General features: G+C 63.0%; 3 protein-coding genes. All 3 read left to right on the top strand.

Annotation, left to right across the window (positions count from 1 at the left end):
• The first annotated feature begins 15 nt into the window (after nt 1–15).
• Nucleotides 16–9,336 carry an autotransporter-associated beta strand repeat-containing protein gene (locus BV106_RS02385; RefSeq protein WP_038159952.1) on the top strand — a complete coding sequence of 3,107 codons (9,321 nt, stop codon included), beginning with the start codon at nt 16–18 and terminating at the stop codon, nt 9,334–9,336.
• 9 nt (nt 9,337–9,345) lie between these two features.
• The gene (locus BV106_RS02380; RefSeq protein ID WP_038159950.1) at nt 9,346–20,211 is read left to right on the top strand and encodes an autotransporter-associated beta strand repeat-containing protein; all 10,866 of its coding nucleotides are present in this window, start codon (nt 9,346–9,348) and stop codon (nt 20,209–20,211) included.
• Between the two features lie 131 nt (nt 20,212–20,342).
• On the top strand, nt 20,343–22,275 hold a 1,933-nt coding region (locus BV106_RS02375), incomplete at its 3' end, for a PAS domain S-box protein (RefSeq protein ID WP_051944826.1).

Genomic DNA, 22,275 nt, shown 5'->3' with positions numbered 1-22,275 from the left:
TACTACTCCCAGGTCATGATGAGCGCCGGAGCCATTCTGGAGCTGAACGGCACCAGCCAGACCGTGGGTCTACTGTCTGGCGCTGGCGGCTCCATCCGGAACAGCGGTGCGGGCACATCGGTGCTCACGATCGGGGCGGACAACGTGAGCAGCAGCAGCCCGCTCTGGGGCGTGGGCGCGGGCTACGCAGGCGTGCTGGAGGACGGCACCTCCGGCAAGCTCTCGGTGGTGAAGACCGGCACCGGCCTGCAGATCCTTTCAGGAAACAACACCTACACAGGCACCACCGATGTCACCCAGGGAACGCTGCAGGTGGGCAGTGGCACCGGCGCCAGCAGCGCGGCTGTGGCGGGCGCAGGAGGCACCACCGTCAGGGCCGGGGCCACTCTGGCCGGAAACGGCACCGTTGGCTCGGCAGCCTCGCTGACGCACGTGCAGAGCGGCGGCATCCTCTCCGTCGGTACGTTTGAGCAGACCGCCGCCCAGATCCTCGCGATCAACGGCTCTTTCCTCAACGACGGCATCATCAGTCTCGATGTCTGGGGCGAAGGTCTGTCTGACAGATTGAAGTTCAACTCGGACGCGTCCATCGATCTCAACGGAAGCCTCATCCTCAACAACCAGTCCACCTTCACCGCGTGGGAGCTGGGGGACAGCTTGCAGCTCATCGACTGGGGCACCGTTTCGCTGGCCAACCGGCACGTCAACTTCTCCAACATTGACCTGGGTTCACTCGGCATCCTCACAGACGGCCTCATCTGGGACTTTGGGCGCTTCCAGAGCACCGGAGTGATCCGCATCATGGAGGACGTGCTCGCAGGAGCCCTCAGATGGGATGCCAACACCGGCACCTCCGGGGCCCAGGACGGCAGCGGCACCTGGACGACGGACAATCATTGGTGGAATCCCACTACCGCGGCGAATGTGGCATTCGTCAACGGCAGCAGCGTGATCTTCGGCTCCGGCAGCGGTGCGGCAGGCACGGTCTCCGTGGCAGCTTCCGGCGTGACGGTGAACCACATCACCTTCCAGAACGCCGGCAGCGGTACCTACACCATTGACGGACCCGGGGCGATCACCCTCTCCGCCAACAGCTGGATCACGGCCAACACGGATGCCACCATTAGTGCGGCGCTGGTAGGCACCGGTGGCTTCACCAAGGCGGGCGCAGGCACGCTGACTGTTCTGGGAAATAACACCTTCACGGGCAATGTGACCCTCTTCAGCGGTGTGCTGGAGGTGGGATCCACCCGCGGGCTTGGCATGGGCGGAGCCGGCACCATTGTCTTCGACGGCGGCACATTGCGCCATTCCGTGGGCATCACCAACGACTTCTCCTCCCGCTTCGGTGCCATCGGCGCCGGGGGCGCGGTGGTGGATACCAACGGACAGAACCTCAGCTATGCCACCGGATTCACCGGTTCCGGCACCTTCACCAAGACGGGCGACGGACGGTTGCTGCTGACTTCCACGACCAATACGTTTGCCGGCCAGATCATTGTGGACCAGGGCATCCTCGCCATCGGCTCGCGCAGTGTCTTTGGCACCAGCACCAACTTCACCAACGGCGTCGTCGTGCGCAGCGGCGCGACGCTGGATCTCTCCCCGGTGGTGGATGCCGATCTCACCAGCAACACCCAGGAGCGCATTGAGCTCTACGGACGCGGCGTGGACGGGCTGGGATCACTTATCGTGAACTCCAATACAAACTGGTTCACCGGCAACCTGCAACAGCTCTATTTGCGGGACAATGTGACGATCGGCAAGTCAAACGGCAACCGTCTCAACGTCAATGGTGACGCCGGCGGCTTCGCCATCACCCTGGTCGGCAACGGTCACTTCACGACGGACAGCTTCAACAACTTGGGCAGCGTCTATGTGAAGGGCGGCCAGTACATGATGCAGTCCGGCAACTTCGGCTCAGCGAACACCTCGGTGGTCATCAACACCGGCGCCTACATGAGCTTCTGGGAGCGGAACACCACGCTCAACAAGCGCATTGTGCTCAATGGCGGTGCCATGCTGCGCACGGGAGGATCGACTGCCGCGGTAGGGACATTGGGCGTGCTGGACATGACCGGCGGCCTGGTGCTGGCCGCGGGTCATTCTGAGATCCGTCATGGCTCCTCGCAGATGATTTTCAAGCTGAACGGCATCAACCGTGAAGCGGGCGGCACGCTCAACATCCAGGATACCTCCGCGCTCACGGACTTCCAGAACCCGGCCATGGTGACCACCACCACGGCCAACTCCAACGGGATCATCGGCGGGTACCTCACCTATGGCAAGAACACCTGGGCGGTGAACTCCGGGGCCACGACCGTGGGCGGCAAGACGAATGTCATCACCGGCCTGGCCACGGCCGACTATGCGAGCGACTTCACGGCTGCGGGCAATAACGTGGATGTCACCACCTCGAACCAGACGCCCGGTGCCGGATTCACGGTCAACTCCCTCCGCTTCAACCAGGCGGCGGCATTGACCCTGTCACTCAGCGGCATCAACACACTGCAGAGCGGCGGCATTCTGGTGACCTCGACCGTAGGAAACAATGCGGTCAACATCAACGGCGGAACGCTGGTGGGATCCGCCGGCACGGGTGGAGATCTGGTCATCCACCAGAACAACACAGCCAACATCCTGACTATCAACTCGATCATCGCCAACAACGGCGCGAGTGCCACCGGCCTGACCAAGTCAGGCGCCGGGGCGCTGGTTCTCGGGAGCACCAACTCCTACACCGGCAACACCTACATCAACGGGGATGCGGGTGGTGGCGGTGTCGGGGAGATCCGTGTTTCCTCCCTTGTCACATCCGGCAATGACAACCTCGGATCCAGCTCCAATGCGCTGTATCTCAACAACGGCCGGCTGCGCTATACCAACAGCAGCACCAATGCTGAGACGGGCCGTGCCATTCACCTGCTCTCAGGCGGGGGGCGCTTCCAGGTGGATGCGGCCAATGTCACCCTCACGCTCAGCGGCAAGATCACAGGCGAGGCCCTCGCATCGGATGAAGGCTGGTATTGGGGCCAGGGCACGCTCTTCAAAGATGGAGCGGGTACCCTGGTCATCACCAACGGCACCAACGACTACACAGGCGGCACCACCATCACAGCGGGTACGCTGCGTCTCAGCGGTGCGGGCAAGCTGGGGGCCTCTCAAGGCTATCTGAGCGTGACCAACGGCATCCTGGATCTCGGCGGCACCAGCCAGACGGTGGGACTCTTGCTGAGCAGTTCGACGGGTGGCATCATCCAAAACAGCGGCACTGGCGTGTCTGTTCTCACAGTCGGCACCGGCAATGCCAGTAGCGGAGCCAACGGCTCCACCTATGGCTCCGGCAACGGCTACCAGGGCATCATCCGGGACAACACTGGCACTGGCACGGGCACAGTGGCTTTGGTCAAAGTGGGCACAGGCCTCCAGATCCTGACTGGGGCCAGCACCTACACGGGCACCACCCAGATCCAGGAAGGCATCTTGCAGATCGGTGCGGGCACGGGCGCGACCTCCGCGGCGCGCACGGGCAGCGGCCTGCATACCGTATCGAGCGGCGCGACGCTGTCCGGGAACGGCATCGTCGGCGGCAACACCGTCGTCAATGCCGGTGGCTTGATCAGTGTGGGCACCTTCGGGCAGACTGGAGCCCAGTCGCTCACCTTCAATGCAGGTCTCACCAACCAGGGCACCCTTGCTCTGGACGTCTGGGGTGCGACCTCGGTGGATCAGATCAAGTTCGTCAGCAATGCCGAGGTGAATCTGGGCGGCAGCCTGGTGCTCAACAACGGCGGTGCGGTGGCCTCCTACGGATGGCAGGTGGGGCAGGCTCTCACCCTGATCGACTGGGGCGGCGTCTGGATGGAGAACCGCCATCTCGATGATCTCTCGCTGGACATGGCCCTTCTCGGTCTGGCTGATGGGGCGAACACTTACTGGGATCTCAGCCGTCTGGGCGTGGATGGCACCATCGTGGTGCGTTCCAATGACCTGATCTGGGATGCGAACACCTCAACTGCAGGCACCCAAGACGGTGCGGGCACCTGGACCACGGACAACCACTGGGTGAGCGGCGGCTCCAATGTGACCTTTGCCTCCAATGGCAATGAGAACGTCGTCTTCGGCACGGGAACCGGCAACGGGGCCAACGTGCAGATCAACAACCCCGGCGGCATCACCGTGCGGGACATCACCTTCAAGTCAGGCACCGGCACGGGCGCAGCCAAGTACTATGAAATCTCTGGTGCCGCAGGGGCTCCTGGTGTGCTGAACCTTGCTGCAGGAAGCTGGGTGAAGACAGATCATGCGTATGAGGCGGACTTCGGGTCCACCATCAGCGCTGTCATCGCGGGCACGAACTGGTCCAAGGCTGGCTCCGGGCGCTTGATCCTCTCAGGGGCCAACACCTTCACCGGCAACCTGTCTGTCCTGCAAGGCGTGCTCGACATCCGGAACGCCCAGGCTTTGGGCACGACCGCGGGCAACACCCAGGTCACCGGAGGGGCCACCCTGGAGGTGCGCGGCGGCATCACCGTGGCGGAAAACCTCGTGCTGAATGGGAACGGCTACAGCATCGGCGTGGATCCCATCGGTGTGCTTCGCAACAACTCAGGAAACAACACCTTCTCCGGCACCATCAGCCTGGCCTCGAACTCCCAGGTGACCTCGCGGGCCGGCACGTTGACCCTCTCCGGCGTCATCAGCGGCGCAGGTGCCCTGATCATCACGGGTGAGGACACCACGTCCATCGTGCAACTGACCGGGGGCTCCGCCAACACCTTCACCGGTGGAGTTACCGTGAAGTCGGGTGAGTTGCGCCTTGGTAAGAACGCGGGGGTCAATGCCATCGCGGCCAACAGCCGTATTCAGATCGGGACCGGCGGCTCCCGTGCGGTGCTCCGCCTCGCGCAGTCCAATCAGATCGCGGACTCCGGCACCGTCCTCTCCTTCGCAGGCACGGGTTCCAGCGCAGGAGTCTTCCAGTTGATGGGACTTTCCGAGACGGTTGGGGCCATTGAAAGCACCGGTGGCGCCGGCGTCATTGAGAACGGCAGCGGCACGGCAGGGAGCCTCAGCACCCTGACCGTCAATCATACGACGGATCACGTGTTCAGCGGCATCATGCGCAACGGCAACCAGGGCTGGCTGGCCTTTGCGAAGAGCGGTTCAGGAAAACTCACCCTGACCGGGGACAACACCTACAACAGCACCACAGTCGTCCGCGGAGGCGTGCTGGAGCTCGCGGGTTCCAGTGGCCGCCTCTCAGGCACCAGCGGGATCATCGTGGCAGAGGGCTCCGTCCTGCGGTTGACCAACGCCAGCGGTGCCAGCAACAGCGACCGCCTCAATGATGGCGCCACCGTGCTCATGTCCGGCGGCACGCTGGACTTCAATCACGATGGAGCCGGGAACTACTCTGAGACCGTGGGCACCGTCCAGATCACCGCTGGCTCGAACGTGATTTCCTCGTCCCAGGCGGCTTCCGACCGGACCTCCACCCTCATGCTGTCCTCCTTGCAACGTCTTGATGGCGGACTGCTCGAGTTCACCGGTACCGGGCTCGGAAAGAGCAACCGCAATCAGATCTTTGTCGGCAACTTCTCCGAGGACATGTTGGATCACGGCATGCTGGCCGCCTGGATGACCATTGGTGACAACTTTGCCAAGTATGGCGACCACGGGGTGGTGTCCTTTGAGGACGGAGATTACCACACCGGCGGGGAGTCGGGCTGGACCTTTGACAAGAACGTCAAGACAGCCGCCAGCCAGACGCTCACGGCAGACCGCAACATCAACTCGCTGAACATGGCACAGGTCGGCGCGGGTCAGACCTTGAACCTTGGCGGTCACGCGCTGCGGGTGGAGTCGGGCGGCATCATCGTGAGCGGAGACTACAACTCGGCCATCACCAACGGATCGCTCACCGCCGGCACCGGGACCCTGCAGGGCGGGGAGTTGATCATCTATCAAAACTCCAGCCAGGCCTTCACGCTGGAGATTTCGGCGAACATCACTGACAACGGCACCCAGGCGGTGGGTGTGGCCAAGTCCGGCGGGGGCAATCTCCTGCTCTCCGGCCAGAACACCTTCACCGGCGGCCTTGCCGTGCATGAGGGCAAGGTCACGCTGGCAGCAGGGGCCGCACTGGCTGCGGGCAATGATCTCCTGGTCAATGCGGGTCGCTTTGACTTCAATGGTCAAAACCTCGTACTCGGCAGACTGGGCAGCGATGCCAATGCGACGACGGGCGTGGTGGAGAACCTCGGGGCCGCGGCGAGCCTGACCGTCGGGGAAGGGAATGCCAGCAGCAACTTCTACGGCAGCCTGCGTGGAGCCGTCACCGTGACCAAGACGGGGACCGGCACCATCACGCTGGGCGGAAACAACACCTACACCGGCCAGACCATTGTGGAGCAGGGCATCCTGAGGATCGGCAATGCCAACGCCCTCGGGGCATTGGGCAACGCGGGTAACGGCACCATCGTTCACAACGGGGCGACGCTGGATGTTTCTGACATGCCGCGTCTGGGGGCTCCCTACGGCGAGTACATCACCATCTCAGGCCACGGGGTGGACGGTCTGGGTGTTATTACAAAGAACTCCGCAGAGGAGTGGAACTACGGCTTCGGCTACCTGTTCCTCGATGGGGATGTGACGCTGAACTCCAGCGGCGGCCGCTTTGACGTGGAGGCCGGCGGCTCGGATGCCCGCGGCCACAGCATCACGAAGATCGGGACCAGCGGTCTCACCTTTGACGGTACCATGGCCAACCTGGGCAACCTCTACGCAAAGCAGTCCAGCATCCAGTTCGCCGGCAGTGCCGACATGGGTTACTTCAATGACGCGTCGGGTCACAACTTCATCTATGTGCTCAACAGCACCAGTCTGGCCTTCTGGGACAAGACGTCTGACTCCAAAGGAGTGGTCCTGCGCGGCGGCTCCATCGGCCGCAACGGATCCAGTGCCACCTCGGTGAGCGGCAACACCTTTGACATCGCGGGCGGGTTGTATCTGGAGGCGGGCAACTCGGAACTCCGCTCCAGCAACTCGGCCCTGGTGTTCCAGTTGAATGGCGTGAACCGCTCCGTGGGCGCGACCCTGAACGTGGTTTCCACTACGAACACGTTCGCCACCACCACCTCGGTGAACGTGAACGGCATCATGGGAGGCTATGCCACCTACGGCGGCAACACCTGGGCGGTTGGCTCGACCAACGGGTCCGTGACGAACATCACGGGACTAAGCACCTATGAAACCAGCACCACCGCCACCAACTGGGCGGCGGACGAAAACGTCAGCCTCGGTGGCAACGCCTCAGGCGTGGGCACTCAGACCATCAACTCCCTGCGGCTTACCGCAGCCGCCACGGTCACCATCGGTGCTGGCAATACGCTGACGCTGAATACGGGCGGTCTGCTGGTGACGGGTAGTGGTGCGACCAAGATCACCGGCGGCACGCTGGTGGGGGCCGCTGGCAAAGATCTGGTCGTCATCCAGAATGCCTCGGCCGCGCTGACGATTGAATCCATCATCGCCAACAACGGTGGAGCCACAGCGCTGACGAAAGTCGGCACGGGCTCGCTGATCCTTACAGGAAACAACACCTACACGGGTGGCACCTACATCCATGGTCAGGCCGGTGGCGGCTCCCGGGGTGTGCTTTCCGTGTCGAAGATCTCCGACACCGGAGACAGCAACCTGGGCAATTCCACCGGGGGCAGCAATGGCCTCTACCTGAACAATGGTCTTCTGGAGTACACTGGCGGCACCACGGCGACAACGACCCGGGCCGTACAGTTGCTCTCCGGCGGCGGAGAGTTCCGCATCACCAGCGCAGGGGCGGCCCTGGAGCTGAACGGTGTGGTTGCAGGGGAGGTCCTGAACGAAGACGAGGGTTTCTATGCAGGGCAGGGCATTCTCGTGAAGAGCGGTGAAGGCACCCTGGTGCTGGGCGGCACCCAGGCCAACACCTACACCGGTGACACCACCGTCAATGCAGGAGCGCTGCATCTGAACAAGACCACTTCCACAGAAGGAAGTCCGGTTCATGCCATCAACGGGAACGTCATCCTCAACAACAACAGCATCCTGATATTGAAGGCCTCCCATCAGATCAAGGACACCTCCGTGATCACGCTCAATGGCACCAGTGTCTTCCGCCTGAACGGGCAGTCTGAAACCATCGGCGGTCTGGTTGGTACCGCTACGGGAACCCTCATCGAGGATGGATCCGGCATGGATGCCTCGCTCACCGTGAAGGTGGCCGCTGGCAAGACCTACTCCTATGCGGGCTCGATCTCAGAGAGCGGCTCCATGTTGAAGTTCATCAAGGAGGGGGCTGGCACCCAGGTGCTGGTCCGCGGCCTGGCCACGATTGGCGGTCTGGATGTGAACGAAGGCATCCTCCAGGTGGGCGATGGCCAGTCCTCCGCAGAGGTAGGCTACGGGAACATCAACATCGCTGACAACGCGGAGCTCGTGGTCAAGACGATTGCGGATGTCGAGGTCATGCAGGAAGTCTCCGGTGAGGGCACCTTCACCCAAGCGGGATCAGGCATCACCACGCTTTCCGGTGCTAGCTTCAGTGCAAGTACGGTGAACGTGCAGGCTGGCCATCTGGTGGCGAACTCCTTCGCCATCTCGGCTCCTGTCGTCAACGTCACGGGTGGCACCCTTGGTGGGTTCGGCACGATCACAGGGAACGTGCTGGTCAAGGGCTCCGGTCAGATCAGCCAGAGGGACTACAGCGGCTTCAGCGAGGGGCTTGGCACCTTGACGATCGACGGCGATCTCGTGCTGGCCCGCCCTGAGGCCTCTGCCATGCCGCGCATCATCCTGGGCACCACCTCCTTAGGCGCAACTTACCACGACGCAAGCCTGGCCACCTGGATCGGCACACACGGTGCCAACACCGCCGGCTACTTTAGCCTGGCCGGAAACGAGAGTCTGATTTCCACGTTCTACGACGTCAATGCGGCCGGGAATCACGGCCAGTTGATCGTGAATGGGGAGCTCACGCTGGAGGCCGGAGCCCAGATCCTGTTTGAGAATCTCAACGGCTACGAGTTCGAGATTGGGGATGTCTTCAACCTCATCGACTGGGGCACGTTGAACCTTGTCGCCTCCGGTTCAGACCGGGTCTGGAGCACGGACTGGGATCTCCTCCTGCCCACCCTGTCTGATGCGAACATGCGCTGGGACACCAGCCTCTTCGGCGAGCACGGCATCGTGTTCGTGTCGGCTCCTGAACCCGGGCGCTTCTGCCTGCTGTTCCTGGCCCTGGGGTCTGTCCTGTTCCGCCGCCGTCGTTCCGCCCGCGTCAAAATTTCCGTCTGAGTTTGTTTCATGAAGCCCGTTTTCGCCTTCCTCCCTGTCCTTGCTGGAGCCTCACTGCTGCTCGGCCTGCCGAGTCGTGCTCCGGGACAATACTTTGATGGCGGCTCTGCTGCCGGGCTCAACCCGGCCCCGGCCGCGGTGGAGTGGTCAGGCGCTTACTGGCAATCCGTGTTCAATCCCGGTGCGGTCGCTCCGGGGGCCTGGGTGGATGGATTCGATGCCTACTTCCAGACAGGCGGCACCAACCTCGTGAATGTCACGGGGAGCATCACGGTCTATGACCTGCTGCAAAGCGTGACGGGCACGGCAACCTCCATCGGTGGCACGGGCAATCTGCTTCTCACTGGAGACAGCGTGGCCAACAGCAGTACGTCCGCGCTCCAGTTCCTGGACGGGCTCACGGTGACGGTGGACAAGGCGGGTGCAAACCAGGTGTGGAATACGGACGGCGGTGACATTGTGGTGAATGCCGTTCTCGCGGGATCGGCTGGATCAGCCATCGGAGGTGGTGGACTGTTGAAGACAGGCTCAGGCACGCTGTACCTGAACAAGGCCAACACCTTCGATGGCTACATCGTGCTAGCAGAGGGCACCTTGGAAGTTGGCAACGCGGCGGCTCTCGGGGTGGGCACCAGCAGGCTTGTCTTCAATGGCGGGACCTTTAGGTACGCCACCGGCATCACGGAGGATTTCTCTGACCAGTTCGATCCCTTCACTGGCGACGCCACGGTGGACACCAACGGTGGAAACATCACCTTTGCCACGGCCTTGACCGGCAATGGGGGCTTCACGAAGAAAGGCGCCGGAACCCTGACGCTGGGGGCCGCAGCCACTTATACCGGAACGACCACCGTGGAAGCTGGTGTGTTGAAAATCGCCAGCGGTGCGATAGCCAGTGCACTGGGCGCGAGCACATCAGTGATTGTCGCCAGCGGGGCCACGCTGGATACGAACAGCAACACGGGGACGGGCACCAAGTATGACATCACGGTCAGTGGTTCAGGTGTGGCAGGCATGGCCGCACTCTGGAACTCAGGGGCCGGAGCGACCAACAGCTCCATCTGGAAGAAGATCACCCTTGCAGGTGATACGACGATCGGTGGCGTGAACCGCTATGACATCGTGGGGGCCATCGACTTCATCGGTGGGACTTACACGCTGACGAAAGTAGGAGCCAACCAGCTCACCTGGTCACCGAACAATGGATCGACAGTGGGCGACATTGTGATCAGCGGGGGCAACGTGACGGTTCAGAATGGCAACGTCGGCTCCACCGCCCATCGGTTCATCGTCAACAGCGCTGGGACCTTGAGCTCCTGGCAGGTGGCCAGCAATGGCAAGCAGGTGGAGATGAACGGTGGGGTGTGGACCTCTTCCGGCAGCGGCGCGGCCACCACCATCATCTGGAGCGGCATGGTCCACATCGACAATGTGGCCAACAACCGGATCAATCCCGGTACGGACCGCCACATGAAACTCACTGGGCAGGTTACGGGCGCCGGCGGCTTCACGGCGAACGGAGGGGGCATTCTCTATCTTGTTAACGGAACCAACAACTTCTCTGGTGGGCTGACCCTGGCGTCGGGCACCGTGCAACTTTCTGACGGCACTCTCAACGGCACGCTGGGCAGCACCTCCAACGCCATCACGGTGAATGGTGGTGCCCTGGACCTTCACGGCACCACGCAGACCATTGGAGCTCTCTCGGGTACGGCCGGGTTTATTCAAAACAGCCGGGCCTCCACCACGTCTGTGTTGAAGGCTGGGAATGGCGGGGCCGATGCGAGCTACGCCGGTGTCATCCGGGACAACAGCGGCACGGGCGGCGTGATGAGCTTTGAGAAAGTTGGCGCGGGCAGACAGATCTTGACGGCAGTCCACACTTACACCGGTACGACAACAGTTTCGGGCGGGGTGTTGCAGATCGGATCTGGCACCGCCGCCGCCAGCACGGCCCGCGCGGGAGCGGGAAATGTCACCGTGGCCGCCACCGGTCGTCTGTCTGGCAACGGGGGCATTGGCAGCAGTGGCTCACTCACCACCGTGGCCGCAGGAGGTTTCTTGAGCGTCGGCACCTTCGATGCCACCGGAGCCCAGAGCTTGCTGGTGAACGGGGCGTTCACGAACCTTGGCACCATCGAGATGGACGTGTGGACCTATGGGGTGGGCGCTGGCACCACCAGCGACACGCTTGTCTTTGGCTCAGACGCCATGGTGGATCTCGGCGGCACGCTGGTCCTGACCAACCTCACTGGCAACACGACCTGGGCGCTGGGCGATAGCATCCGCCTCTTTGACTGGACCGCAGTCACCACGGCGTCCAACCGCAATGTCGCATTCAGTTCTGTGGACATGTCTTCCTTTGGCACCCTGGCTGCGGGCTGGCAGTGGGACCTGTCCCGTCTGTCGGATCTGGGCGTCGTCTCTCTGGTGAAGGACGTGCTGACTGGCGCTCTGCGCTGGGATGCCAATACTGGAAGCACAGGTGCCCAGGACGGCAGCGGGGTGTGGAACTCCTCCACTTCCAACTGGTGGAACGGCTCCGCGAATGCTCCTTTCACAAACGGCAACAGCGTCGTCTTCGGTGCTGGTTCAGGGCCGGCGGGCACGGTCCAGGTCGCAGCCAGTGGCGTGTCAGTTCAGGACATAACGTTTGAGCCCGCAGGCAGCGGCAGTTACCAGATCAACGGTCCGGGTGCCATCACCCTGCAATCCAGCAGCTGGATCACGACCAATGTGGATGCCTCGATCAACGCGGTCCTGACCGGCAGTGGATCGGGATTCACCAAGGCGGGGGCTGGCCGGTTGACGCTCACCGCCGCCAACACTTACACGGGCACCACCACGCTGTATCAAGGCGTGCTGGCCATCGAGAACACCCGCGCACTGGGTGCAGGCGGGGCGGGTGCCATCGTCTTCAACGGAGGCACTCTGGAGTACGGTCGCGGCATCGTGCTGGACTACTCCAGCCGCTTCGGCACGATTGGCGCAGGGGGCGCTGTGGTCGATACGAATGGCAACAACATCACCTTTGCCGGGGTGCTTGCTGGAAGCGGCTCCTTCACCAAGACGGGCGAGGGTCGCCTCTATCTCAGCGGGGATAGCGCCGCATATGACGGGAAGATCATCGTTGAGGAGGGGATCCTGGCCCTGGGGCACGCCAATGCCGCAGGCGTGGGCACGACCACGGCCAATGGCCTGGACGTGCGCAATGGGGCTACTCTTGACCTGTCCTTTATGGGAGGAACGACCCCGCTGAACAATGAACGCATCACTGCGTCGGGTCAGGGCGTCGGTTATCTGGGAGCCGTCATGAAGAACGGGGGCTCCGGTCTGGTCATCAATCAGTTCGTACTGACCGGCCACACCACCTTGAATGCCAACGTTCGCTGGGACTTCGATGGGGTGATGGATGCGCAAGGGTTCAGCGTCACGAAGATTGGTTCGGCCGATCTGCCCTGGGAGGGCGGCGCCAACTCCAGAAACCTGGGCAACGCCTACGTCAAGCAGGGGACCTTCAACTTCTCCGGCGGTTCCGACATGGGATACTTCGACAGCATCGTCTATGGGAACACTATTTCTGTGAACTCCGGCGCATCGCTTTCGTTCTACGCCAAGTCCTCGGATGACAAGCGAATCACGCTGCAAGGCGGCATCATGCGGCGCAACGGCGGTGCGGTGGGCGAATCGGCCGGTGCCATCCTCCGCGTGACGGGTGGGCTGAACCTCACGGCCGGGCATTCCTCCATTCAGCATGGGAACTCTCAATTGGTCTTCCAGCTGGGCACCATCACCCGGGGCACCGGGGCCACGCTGGACATTCAGGACACCTCCGCCCTGGTTCTGCCAACCACCGGCAACCCGGTGCTGGCCACCACCACCTCCACCAACTCCAACGGCATCCTGGGCGGCTACCTCACCTATGGCGGCAACACCTGGGCGGTGAACTCCACGAACGGTGTCAACGGGGCCATTGCGGGGCTTGCCACCGCCAGCTATTCCAACACCTTTGCTGCTGCCGCCAATGTGGACGTGCTCGCGAGCGAGGCCATCTCCAACTTCGCCGTCAACTCTCTGCGCTTCAACACCGCTGCTGCCACCACCCTCACGCTTACGGGAGCCAACACCCTGCAGAGCGGAGGCATCCTGGTGACCTCGGCTGTGGGAAACAACGCCCTCAGCATCACGGGTGGCTCATTGCGGGGCTCCGCCTCAGGTGAGCTGATCATCCATCAGAACAACACCGCCAACTCACTGACGATCGGCTCGGTGATCGAGAACAACGGCGGCGCCACCGCCCTGGTGAAGACAGGCGGCGGCACGCTCATCCTCGCCGCCACCAATACCTACACGGGCCACACCTACATCAACGGCGCGGCCGGGGGCGGCTCCACCGGGGTGCTCCAGGTGAGCCAGCTGCAGACCACGGGGAATGACCAGCTTGGCTCCACGGCCAACCAGATCTACTTCAACAACGGCATCCTGCGCTATGCGGGTGCCTCGAGCACGGAGCTCGGCCGCACGGTGAATCTGCTCTCGGGCGGCGGCACATTTGACGTCCTCACCGCCGGAGTGGCGCTCAATGTCAGCGGCAAGATCACCGGTGAGGCGCTCGCGGCTGACGAGGGGCACTATGCCGGGCAGGGGAATCTTACCAAGACCGGCAACGGCATCCTGATCCTGTCCAACGGCAGCAATGACTACACCGGGACCACCACCGTCAACGCAGGCATCCTGCGCCTGAGCGGGGCTGGTCGTCTGGGGGCCTCCATCGCCAGACTGACTGTGAACACCGGCGGCATCCTGGAGCTCAACGGCACCAGTCAAAATGTCGGCCTGCTCATGGGCAGCGGCGGCATCATCCGCAACGGCGGCATCGGCGCTTCCAAACTCACGATCGGTCACGATGACGCGACCTATGTGGCCAACGGGACCCAGTGGGGCACGGGCAACGGTTATGCCGGCATCATCGAAGATGGGACTGGCGGCGGCACGACCTCCCTCGCGAAAACGGGTGTGGGTTACCAGATTCTCTCTGGTTCGAGCACTTACACCGGCACCACCGAGGTGCTCGCCGGCACCTTGCAGGTGGGCGCAGGCACGGCAGCGGGATCGCTGGCCACTGCGCGCACCGGGAGCGGCCTGCACACCGTCTCCAGCGGGGCCACTCTCGCGGGGAACGGCGTCATCGGCGGGGATACCATCATCCAGGCCGGCGGTCTGCTCAGTGTGGGTAACTTTGGCCAGACTGCTGCCCAGATCCTCACCTTCAATGGAGGACTCTCCAGCCAGGGGACCATCAGCATGGACGTCTGGAGCGTGTCCTCTGTGGATCAGATCAAGTTCGCCGGTACGAGCCCGGTGGAACTGGGGGGTAAACTCATCCTCAACAACGGCAATGCCGCCCTCCAGTGGCAGGTCAATGAGTCTCTCAGGCTCATCGACTGGGGTGTGGTTTCGGTCGTGGATCGCGACCTGGACAGCCTTCTGCTGGACCTCGCCTCCCTCGGCCTGACCAACAGCGCAGGCACGTACTGGGACACCAGCCGCCTCAAGGTGAACGGCACCATCGTGGTCCTCGCGAACGCCCTCACCTGGGACAGTGACACGGCCACCACAGGTGCCCAGGACGGTGCCGGCACCTGGACCACGGACACGCATTGGTGGAATGGCACCGGCAACAGCTCCTTTGTTTCGGACGGCACCCAGAACGTCATCTTTGGCGCTGCATCAGGAGCTGCCGGGACGGTCACCATCAATGCCACAGGCGGCATCCTGGTGAACAACATGACCTTTAACGATGCGGGCAGCGGCTACTACACCATCGCCGGCACAGGCGCTGATGGCACCCTCACCGTGACCAACAACGCCTGGATCACCACCAACCACGCCTATGTGGACTCCCTGGGCACGACCATCTCTGCTGTGATGGCCGGTTCCGGAGCCTGGACCAAGTCTGGGGTGGGACGCCTCATCCTTTCCGGGGCGAACACCTTCACCGGCGCGGTCACGGTGGCCCAGGGCGTGCTGGACATCCGCAATGCCACTGCCCTGGGGACGACCGCAGGAAACACCACCGTCATGGCGGGGGCCACGCTGGAGGTTCGAGGAGGCATCACCGTGGCGGAAAACCTCGTGCTCAACGGCAGTGGTCATCGCATCGGGGTGGATGCCCTGGGTGCGATCCGCAACCAGTCGGGGAACAATACCTTCAGTGGCGCGATCTCACTGGCCTCCACCTCCCAGGTGACCTCCCGCGATGGCGTGCTGACGCTCTCGGGCATCATCAGCGGTGCGGGCGGCCTGGTCGTCACCGGTGAGGGCCCCGGCTCTGTGGTGGTGCTGCAGGGCTCTGGATCGAACACCTACACCGGAGCCACCAACATCAACTCCGGCATCCTGCGTCTGAACAAGAACCAGTATGTGAATGCCATCGCCGCCAACACCCAGGTCAACATCGGCGACGGCCAGGGCGGCAGCCAGGATATCCTGCGTCTGGCCCAGCATGACCAGATCGCAGATGCCGGAACGGTCCTGAACTTCCGCGGCACGGGTTCCCAGGCGGGCACGCTCCAGTTGTTCGGGTTCAATGAAACGGTGGGCAGTATCCGCAGCATAAACGGGGAGGGCATCATCGAGAACGGCAACAACGGGACCAGCACGCTGACCGTCAACAACGCCACCAACGACGTCTTCTCCGGCATCCTGCGGAACAACGGCGGCATCCTTGCCCTGACCAAGATCAACTCCGGCATCCTCACGCTGACCGGGGCCAGCACGTACTCCGGGGCCACCACCGTGCGGGCCGGGGTGCTGGAGCTCGCAGGTTCCGGATCCCTCGGATCCACGGGCCAGATTGTGATCACGACCGGAGGCACCCTGCGCCTCACCAATTCCGCTGCATCGAACTCCTCGAACCGGATCAACGACGGGGCTGCCGTGTCTCTCACCGGGGCCAGGCTGGAGTTCACCCATGACGGTGGTGCCGCCAGCTACTCGGAGACGGCTGGTGATCTCGTGCTCGAATCTGGAGCCAGCACGGTGGCCACCTCCCGGGCCGCCGATGGACAGTCCTCGATGCTTCGTTTTGCCTCCCTGTCCCGGAACAACTCCGCCACGGTGGACTTCTCCGGTGCCGGGCTGGGGCTTGATGACGGTCGCAACCAGGTGGTCTTTGACGCACCTCCCGCGAGTCTGGACCACGGCTTGATCGGTGCCTGGGTGACCGTTGGCGATGAGTTTGCCAAATATGGCAGCCGCGGTGTGACGGCCCTGACCGTTGACGACTATGCCATCGGCACCGCCGACAGCACCTGGACCTTTGTTCAAAACATCAAACAGGCCGGCGGATTCACCCTCGGAGCCGACCGGGTGATTAATTCCTTGAACCTGGCGCAGCAGTCCGCCGCGACGGTGAACCTGGGTGGTCACACCTTGAGGATCGAGTCAGGCGGCCTCCTGGTGAGCGGGGATTTTGACAGCGAGATTGGCGGGGGCACCCTCACGGCCGGCACCAGTGCGGACTCCCGTGGGGAACTGGTGATCCACCAGAACTCAACGGGCCGGACCTTGAACGTCACCGCCTCCATTGCCAACAACGGCACCGGGCAGGTGGCCCTGACGAAGAGCGGCGCAGGCACCCTGGTGCTGAGCGCGGCCAACACCTTCACCGGTGGATTGACCGTGAATGCCGGCACCGTCCGGCTGAACCACGCCGATGCCCTGGCAGATGGGAACCGCCTCGCCGTGGAAGCGGGCACGCTGGACCTCAACGGCCACAGCATCAGCGTCAGCCAGCTTTCCAGTGCCGCGACCGCCACTGCCGGAGTCATCACGAACAACGGCACCACGCCGACCGTCATCACGGTGGGGGCGGAGGGCCAGAGCAGCGCCTTCTATGGCGTGCTCCAAAACGGCACGGGTGTCCTGGCTCTGACCAAGGCCGGCACGGGCTCACTCACCCTGGGCGGGAACAGCACCTACACCGGCATCACGAATGTGGAAGGCGGCAAGCTCATCGTCGCCAGCTCGGGTGCGCTCGGCAACACGGCTGCAGGAAGCAACACGATCGTGAAATCCGGGGCGACCATCGAGTTTGCGGCAGAGGGCGTTTACAACGAGTTCATCTCGATTGAAGGCGAAGGCGTCAATCGTCAGGGCGCGCTTGCTCTCGCGAACGTGGCGACCCTGCGCGGCGGGGCAGATCAGGTCCGGGTGATGAATCTGGTGCTCACCGGGGATGCCACCATCAACAACGCCAGCAAGCGTCTGGACCTCGACGGTTCCCTGCAAGGCAACGGACATGCCCTGACGAAGATCGGCTCCTCCCAGGTGACCTATGAAGGCGGACAGACCACCAACCTGGGCGATATCTTCGTCAAGCAGGGGGACTTCACTTTTGGCGGGGGCACTGGAGCTCTGGGCGACTCCACCAAGACGGTCTATGTCAACTCCGGGGCCACGTTCCGGTTCTACAATGTTTCCTCGCCCTCGAAGAACATCACCTTGCGCGGGGGTACTTGGGTCCGTGACGGCAGCGGCAACCAAGTCACCCCGAACGTCTTCCGCGTCACCAACGGGCTGAAGCTGGAAGCCGGTGCGTCTGCCATCGCCCACCAAAACACGAATCAGGTGATCCATCTGGAAACGATCCAACGGAGTGCCGGGGCCACCCTGAACATCACCAACAGTTCTGCGGCTCCGATCACCACGGACTCGCTTAACTCCAACGGCATCATTGGCGGGTACCTCACCTGGGGCGGCAACACCTGGGCGGTGAGTGGAGAGAGCGGGTCAGACATCACCATCAGCGGCCTGGCTTCAGGCTCCTATCAGGTGAACAACTTCGGCTCCGCCAGCAACAACGTGGACGTCACCAGCAGCCAGTCACCTGCCGCTGGCTTCACGGTCAACACCCTGCGCTTCAACGCCGCCGCGGCCGTGACGCTGACCCTTCAGGGCACCAACACTGTTTCCAGCGGAGGCATTCTCATCACCTCCGCGGTCGCGGGGAATGCCTCAAAGATCACCGGTGGCACGCTGGTGGGTTCAGCCGGGGCTGGGGGTGAGCTCATCATCCACCAGAACAACACCGGCTCCGCCTTCACCATCGAGTCGGTTATTGCCAACAACGGTCTGTCGAACACGGCCCTGACCAAGGCCGGGGCGGGCCGTTTGGTGCTGACAGGCAACAACACCTACGGCGGCGGCACCTACATCACCGGGGCCACCGGTGGCGGCACCCGCGGTGTCCTCGCCGTGTCCAAGATCTCTGACACGGGCGACAGCAATCTGGGCCAGTCCAGCGGCGGATCCAACGGCCTGTACTTCAACAACGGGACCCTGGAGTACAGCGGCAGTGCCAATGCCACCACGGGCCGCAAGGTGGAACTGCTCTCCGGCGGTGGGGAGATCAACGTCACCAATGGTGCCGCCAGTCTGACCCTCAGCGGCGTCATCTCCAATCCGGTGACGAGTGCCGAGGGCGGCTTCTACGCCAGCGAGCATGCGTTGACGAAGAGCGGATCCGGCACCCTCGTTTTCTCGGGATCAGGAGCCAACACTTACACGGGTGACACCACCATCAACGGTGGGGTGCTCCTGCTGATGAAGACTGCCGGGGTCAATGCCATCAGCGGTGGCATCACCGTCAATTCCAACGGCATTCTGCGCCTGGGTGCTTCTCACCAGATTCAAGACAGCTCGATCGTCACCCTCGCAGGTTCAGGCCGCTGGGACCTGAACGGAGAGTCGGAGACTGTGGGCGGCTTGTCCGGGACCCTGGGGACGGTGGGCAACGATGGTGGGGCTCCTTCTGCCGTCACCGTCAAGGTGGCCGACGGCCAGACTGCGACCTACGGCGGCACCATTGAAGATGGAGCGAGCGGGACCGGCGGACTTTCCCTGGTGAAGGAGGGCGCGGGTACGCAGGTGCTGACTGGGACCAACACCCTGTCCGGCTCCACCACGATCAGCCAGGGCACGCTCGAGGTGGGCACGGGGGGCAGCCTCATGTACAGCAATGTGGGGATCGCTGATGAAGGCCGCCTTCACGTCAGCTCGGAATCGGACACGGAGTTCTACGGTGAGATCACCGGTGAGGGCACCATGGTGAAATCCGGTGCCGGGGCGACGACACTGTGGAATACGGTGGCTCTTTCCGGCGGCGTCACCGTGACTCAGGGGGCAGTCTTCTTCAATCAGACTGCCTACTATGACGGACTGGATGACAATCCCGTGGTGCAGGCCATCGGCGGACGGATTGGTGGATACGGGACTGTGAATGCCAATGTGGTGGTGAAGGAGAGCGGCGTGATCAACGCTGGCGACAGCGACATCTCCAAGTTCGGGTTGTTGACGATTGAGGGCAGCCTGGACCTGAAGCGGGGTGCCGTTTCCGGTTCCCCACGCGCCATCTTTGAGATCTCTGCCTCCGGCGGCTTCTACAGGGATGGAAGCTTTGCCATCGATCCCAGCATCTACGATGACTTGGGCGGCTATCTGGCCGGACTGGACTTCGAGAACGACTTCGGTGGCGGCAGTCTCTTCAACTACAACATCAGTACTCACGACCAGATCCTTCTCTTCGGAGATCTCACTCTGGAGGCCGGAGCCATCATCGTGGTGGACAACTCTGATGGCTATTCCTTCCAGGAAGGTGACATGCTGGACCTCATGAACTGGGCCACCCTCCACAACAACGGGTGGGATGTGAATGCGGATCTCCTCCTGCCAACTCTGGCCGAAGGATTGCACTGGGACCGCAGCCTGTTCCTGTCTGAGGGGGTTCTCGTGGTGGTGGCTCCGGAACCTGGCAGAGCGTTGCTCTTGTTCACAGGGCTGATGTTGATGATGGCCCGCCGCCGTCGACGCTGAGGCGGGGTGGGTGCGGCAACTAGGCGGGGATGGACCCGTTTGGCCAACTGCGGAACGTCCGCGGCGGGATTTGCTTCGATCCCGATATGTGATACTCGCATGCTGCCCACCATCCCCCGTATTCTTCCTCAATGATTCCTGACTCCACGAGGGCGCTCCCGGGATTTCCCACCCTGGACTCGTTGCTCTCTGCCATAATCGATTCTTCCGACGACGGAATCATCAGCAAGGACCTCAACGGCACGGTCACAAGTTGGAACCGCGCGGCCGAGCGCATCTTTGGCTACACGGCTGAGGAAATGATCGGCCAGCCCATCATGCGCCTCATCCCGCAGGAGTTGCGGGCGGAAGAGGCGGAGATCCTGGGCAAGATCCACTCTGGCGAGCGGGTGGACCACTTTGACACCCGGCGTCAGCGGAAGGACGGCAGCATGGTGGATGTCTCCCTGAGCATTTCTCCGGTGAAAAATGCCGAGGGCGTGATCGTAGGGGCGTCCAAAGTGGTTCGAGACATCACCTTCCGGCGGCGTGGAGAGGAAGCCCTGCAGGCGGAGAAACGGAAGCTGCAGGTGCTGAACCGCCTGGGGTTTGATCTTACGGGGGAGAAAGAGGTGCAGAAGGTCGTGCAGGCCGTCACGGACGCGGGCCGCGAGCTGAGCGGCGCCGCATTCGGTGCGTTCTTCTACAACGTGGTCAACAGCCAGGGGGAGTCTTACATGCTCTACACCCTCTCCGGTGCGCCGCGGGAGGCGTTTGAGAAGTTTGGCATGCCGCGGAACACGCCCATTTTTGAGCCCACCTTCTCCGGGCAGGGGCCGGTGCGGATCGATGATGTGCTGCAAGACCCGCGCTATGGCCGCATGGCCCCATACCACGGCATGCCCCCGGGGCATCTGCCGGTGCGCAGCTATCTGGCCGTGCCAGTGGTTTCCCAGGACCAGTCGGTGATCGGCGGCCTTTTCTTTGGCCATCCGGAGCCGGGTGTCTTCACATCAGAGGCAGAGACCCTGGTGGTGGCGGTGGCCGTGCACGCGGCCATGGCCCTGGACAACGCCAGGCTCTACGCCAATCTCCAGGCGGAGGTGGAGCAGCAGCGGGCGACGCAAAAGACGCTGCTGGAGAGCGAGGAGGCGGTGCGCAAGTCGGCCGAGGAGATCACCCGGCAGAGCCGGCTGAAGGACGAATTCCTGGCCACCCTCTCCCATGAGCTCCGCACACCCCTCCAGTCCATCCTGGGCTGGACGCAAATCCTGCAGATGGACGACGTCACGGCAGAGGATCTCAAGCAGGGGGTGGAGGTCATTCATCGCAGTGCTCACGCGCAGACGCGCATCATCGAGGACCTGCTGGACATGAGCCGCATCCTCTCCGGCAAGGTGCGGCTGGACGTGCAGACCATGGAGATCGGCCCGCTCATCGACAACACGCTGGAGACGCTGAAACCGGCCGCCCAGGCCAAGGGCATCCGGCTGAGCGCCATGCTCGATCCGCTGGCCCGGCCCATTTCCGGAGATCCGGCACGGGTGCAGCAGATCTTCTGGAACCTGCTGAACAACGCCATCAAGTTCACCCCTCAAGGGGGGCGAGTGCAGATCCTGCTGGAGCGGGTGAACTCGCATCTGGAGGTCGCCGTCACCGACACCGGAAAGGGGATTGCGCCCGATTTCCTGCCGCATGTGTTCGAGCGCTTCCGCCAGGCGGACTCCACCTCCACGCGGGAGCATGGCGGACTGGGGCTGGGCCTGGCGATTGTGAAACACCTTATCGAGCTGCATGGCGGCACGGCGCGCGTGAAGAGCGCCGGCCTGGGCCAGGGTTCTACCGTCATCGTCACTTTCCCCCTCCTGCCCCTGCACTCCGAGCCTGCCGATGAGCATCGCCGCCACCCCGCCTCGCCAGAGGGGGACCTGTCTGAGATCCCTCTGCCGCGACTCGATGGCGTGAAGGTGATTGTCGTGGATGATGAGGCCGATGCCCGTGGCGCGATCGCTCGCATGCTCGTGCTGGCTGGCGCGCAGGTGCGCACCGAGGGCTCCATGACCGGAGGGCTGAGGCTCCTGGCCG

This window comes from Verrucomicrobium sp. BvORR106, from assembly GCF_000739655.1.
Taxonomy (GTDB): domain Bacteria; phylum Verrucomicrobiota; class Verrucomicrobiia; order Verrucomicrobiales; family Verrucomicrobiaceae; genus Verrucomicrobium.
This window is presented reverse-complemented; position numbering and strand designations above follow the sequence as displayed.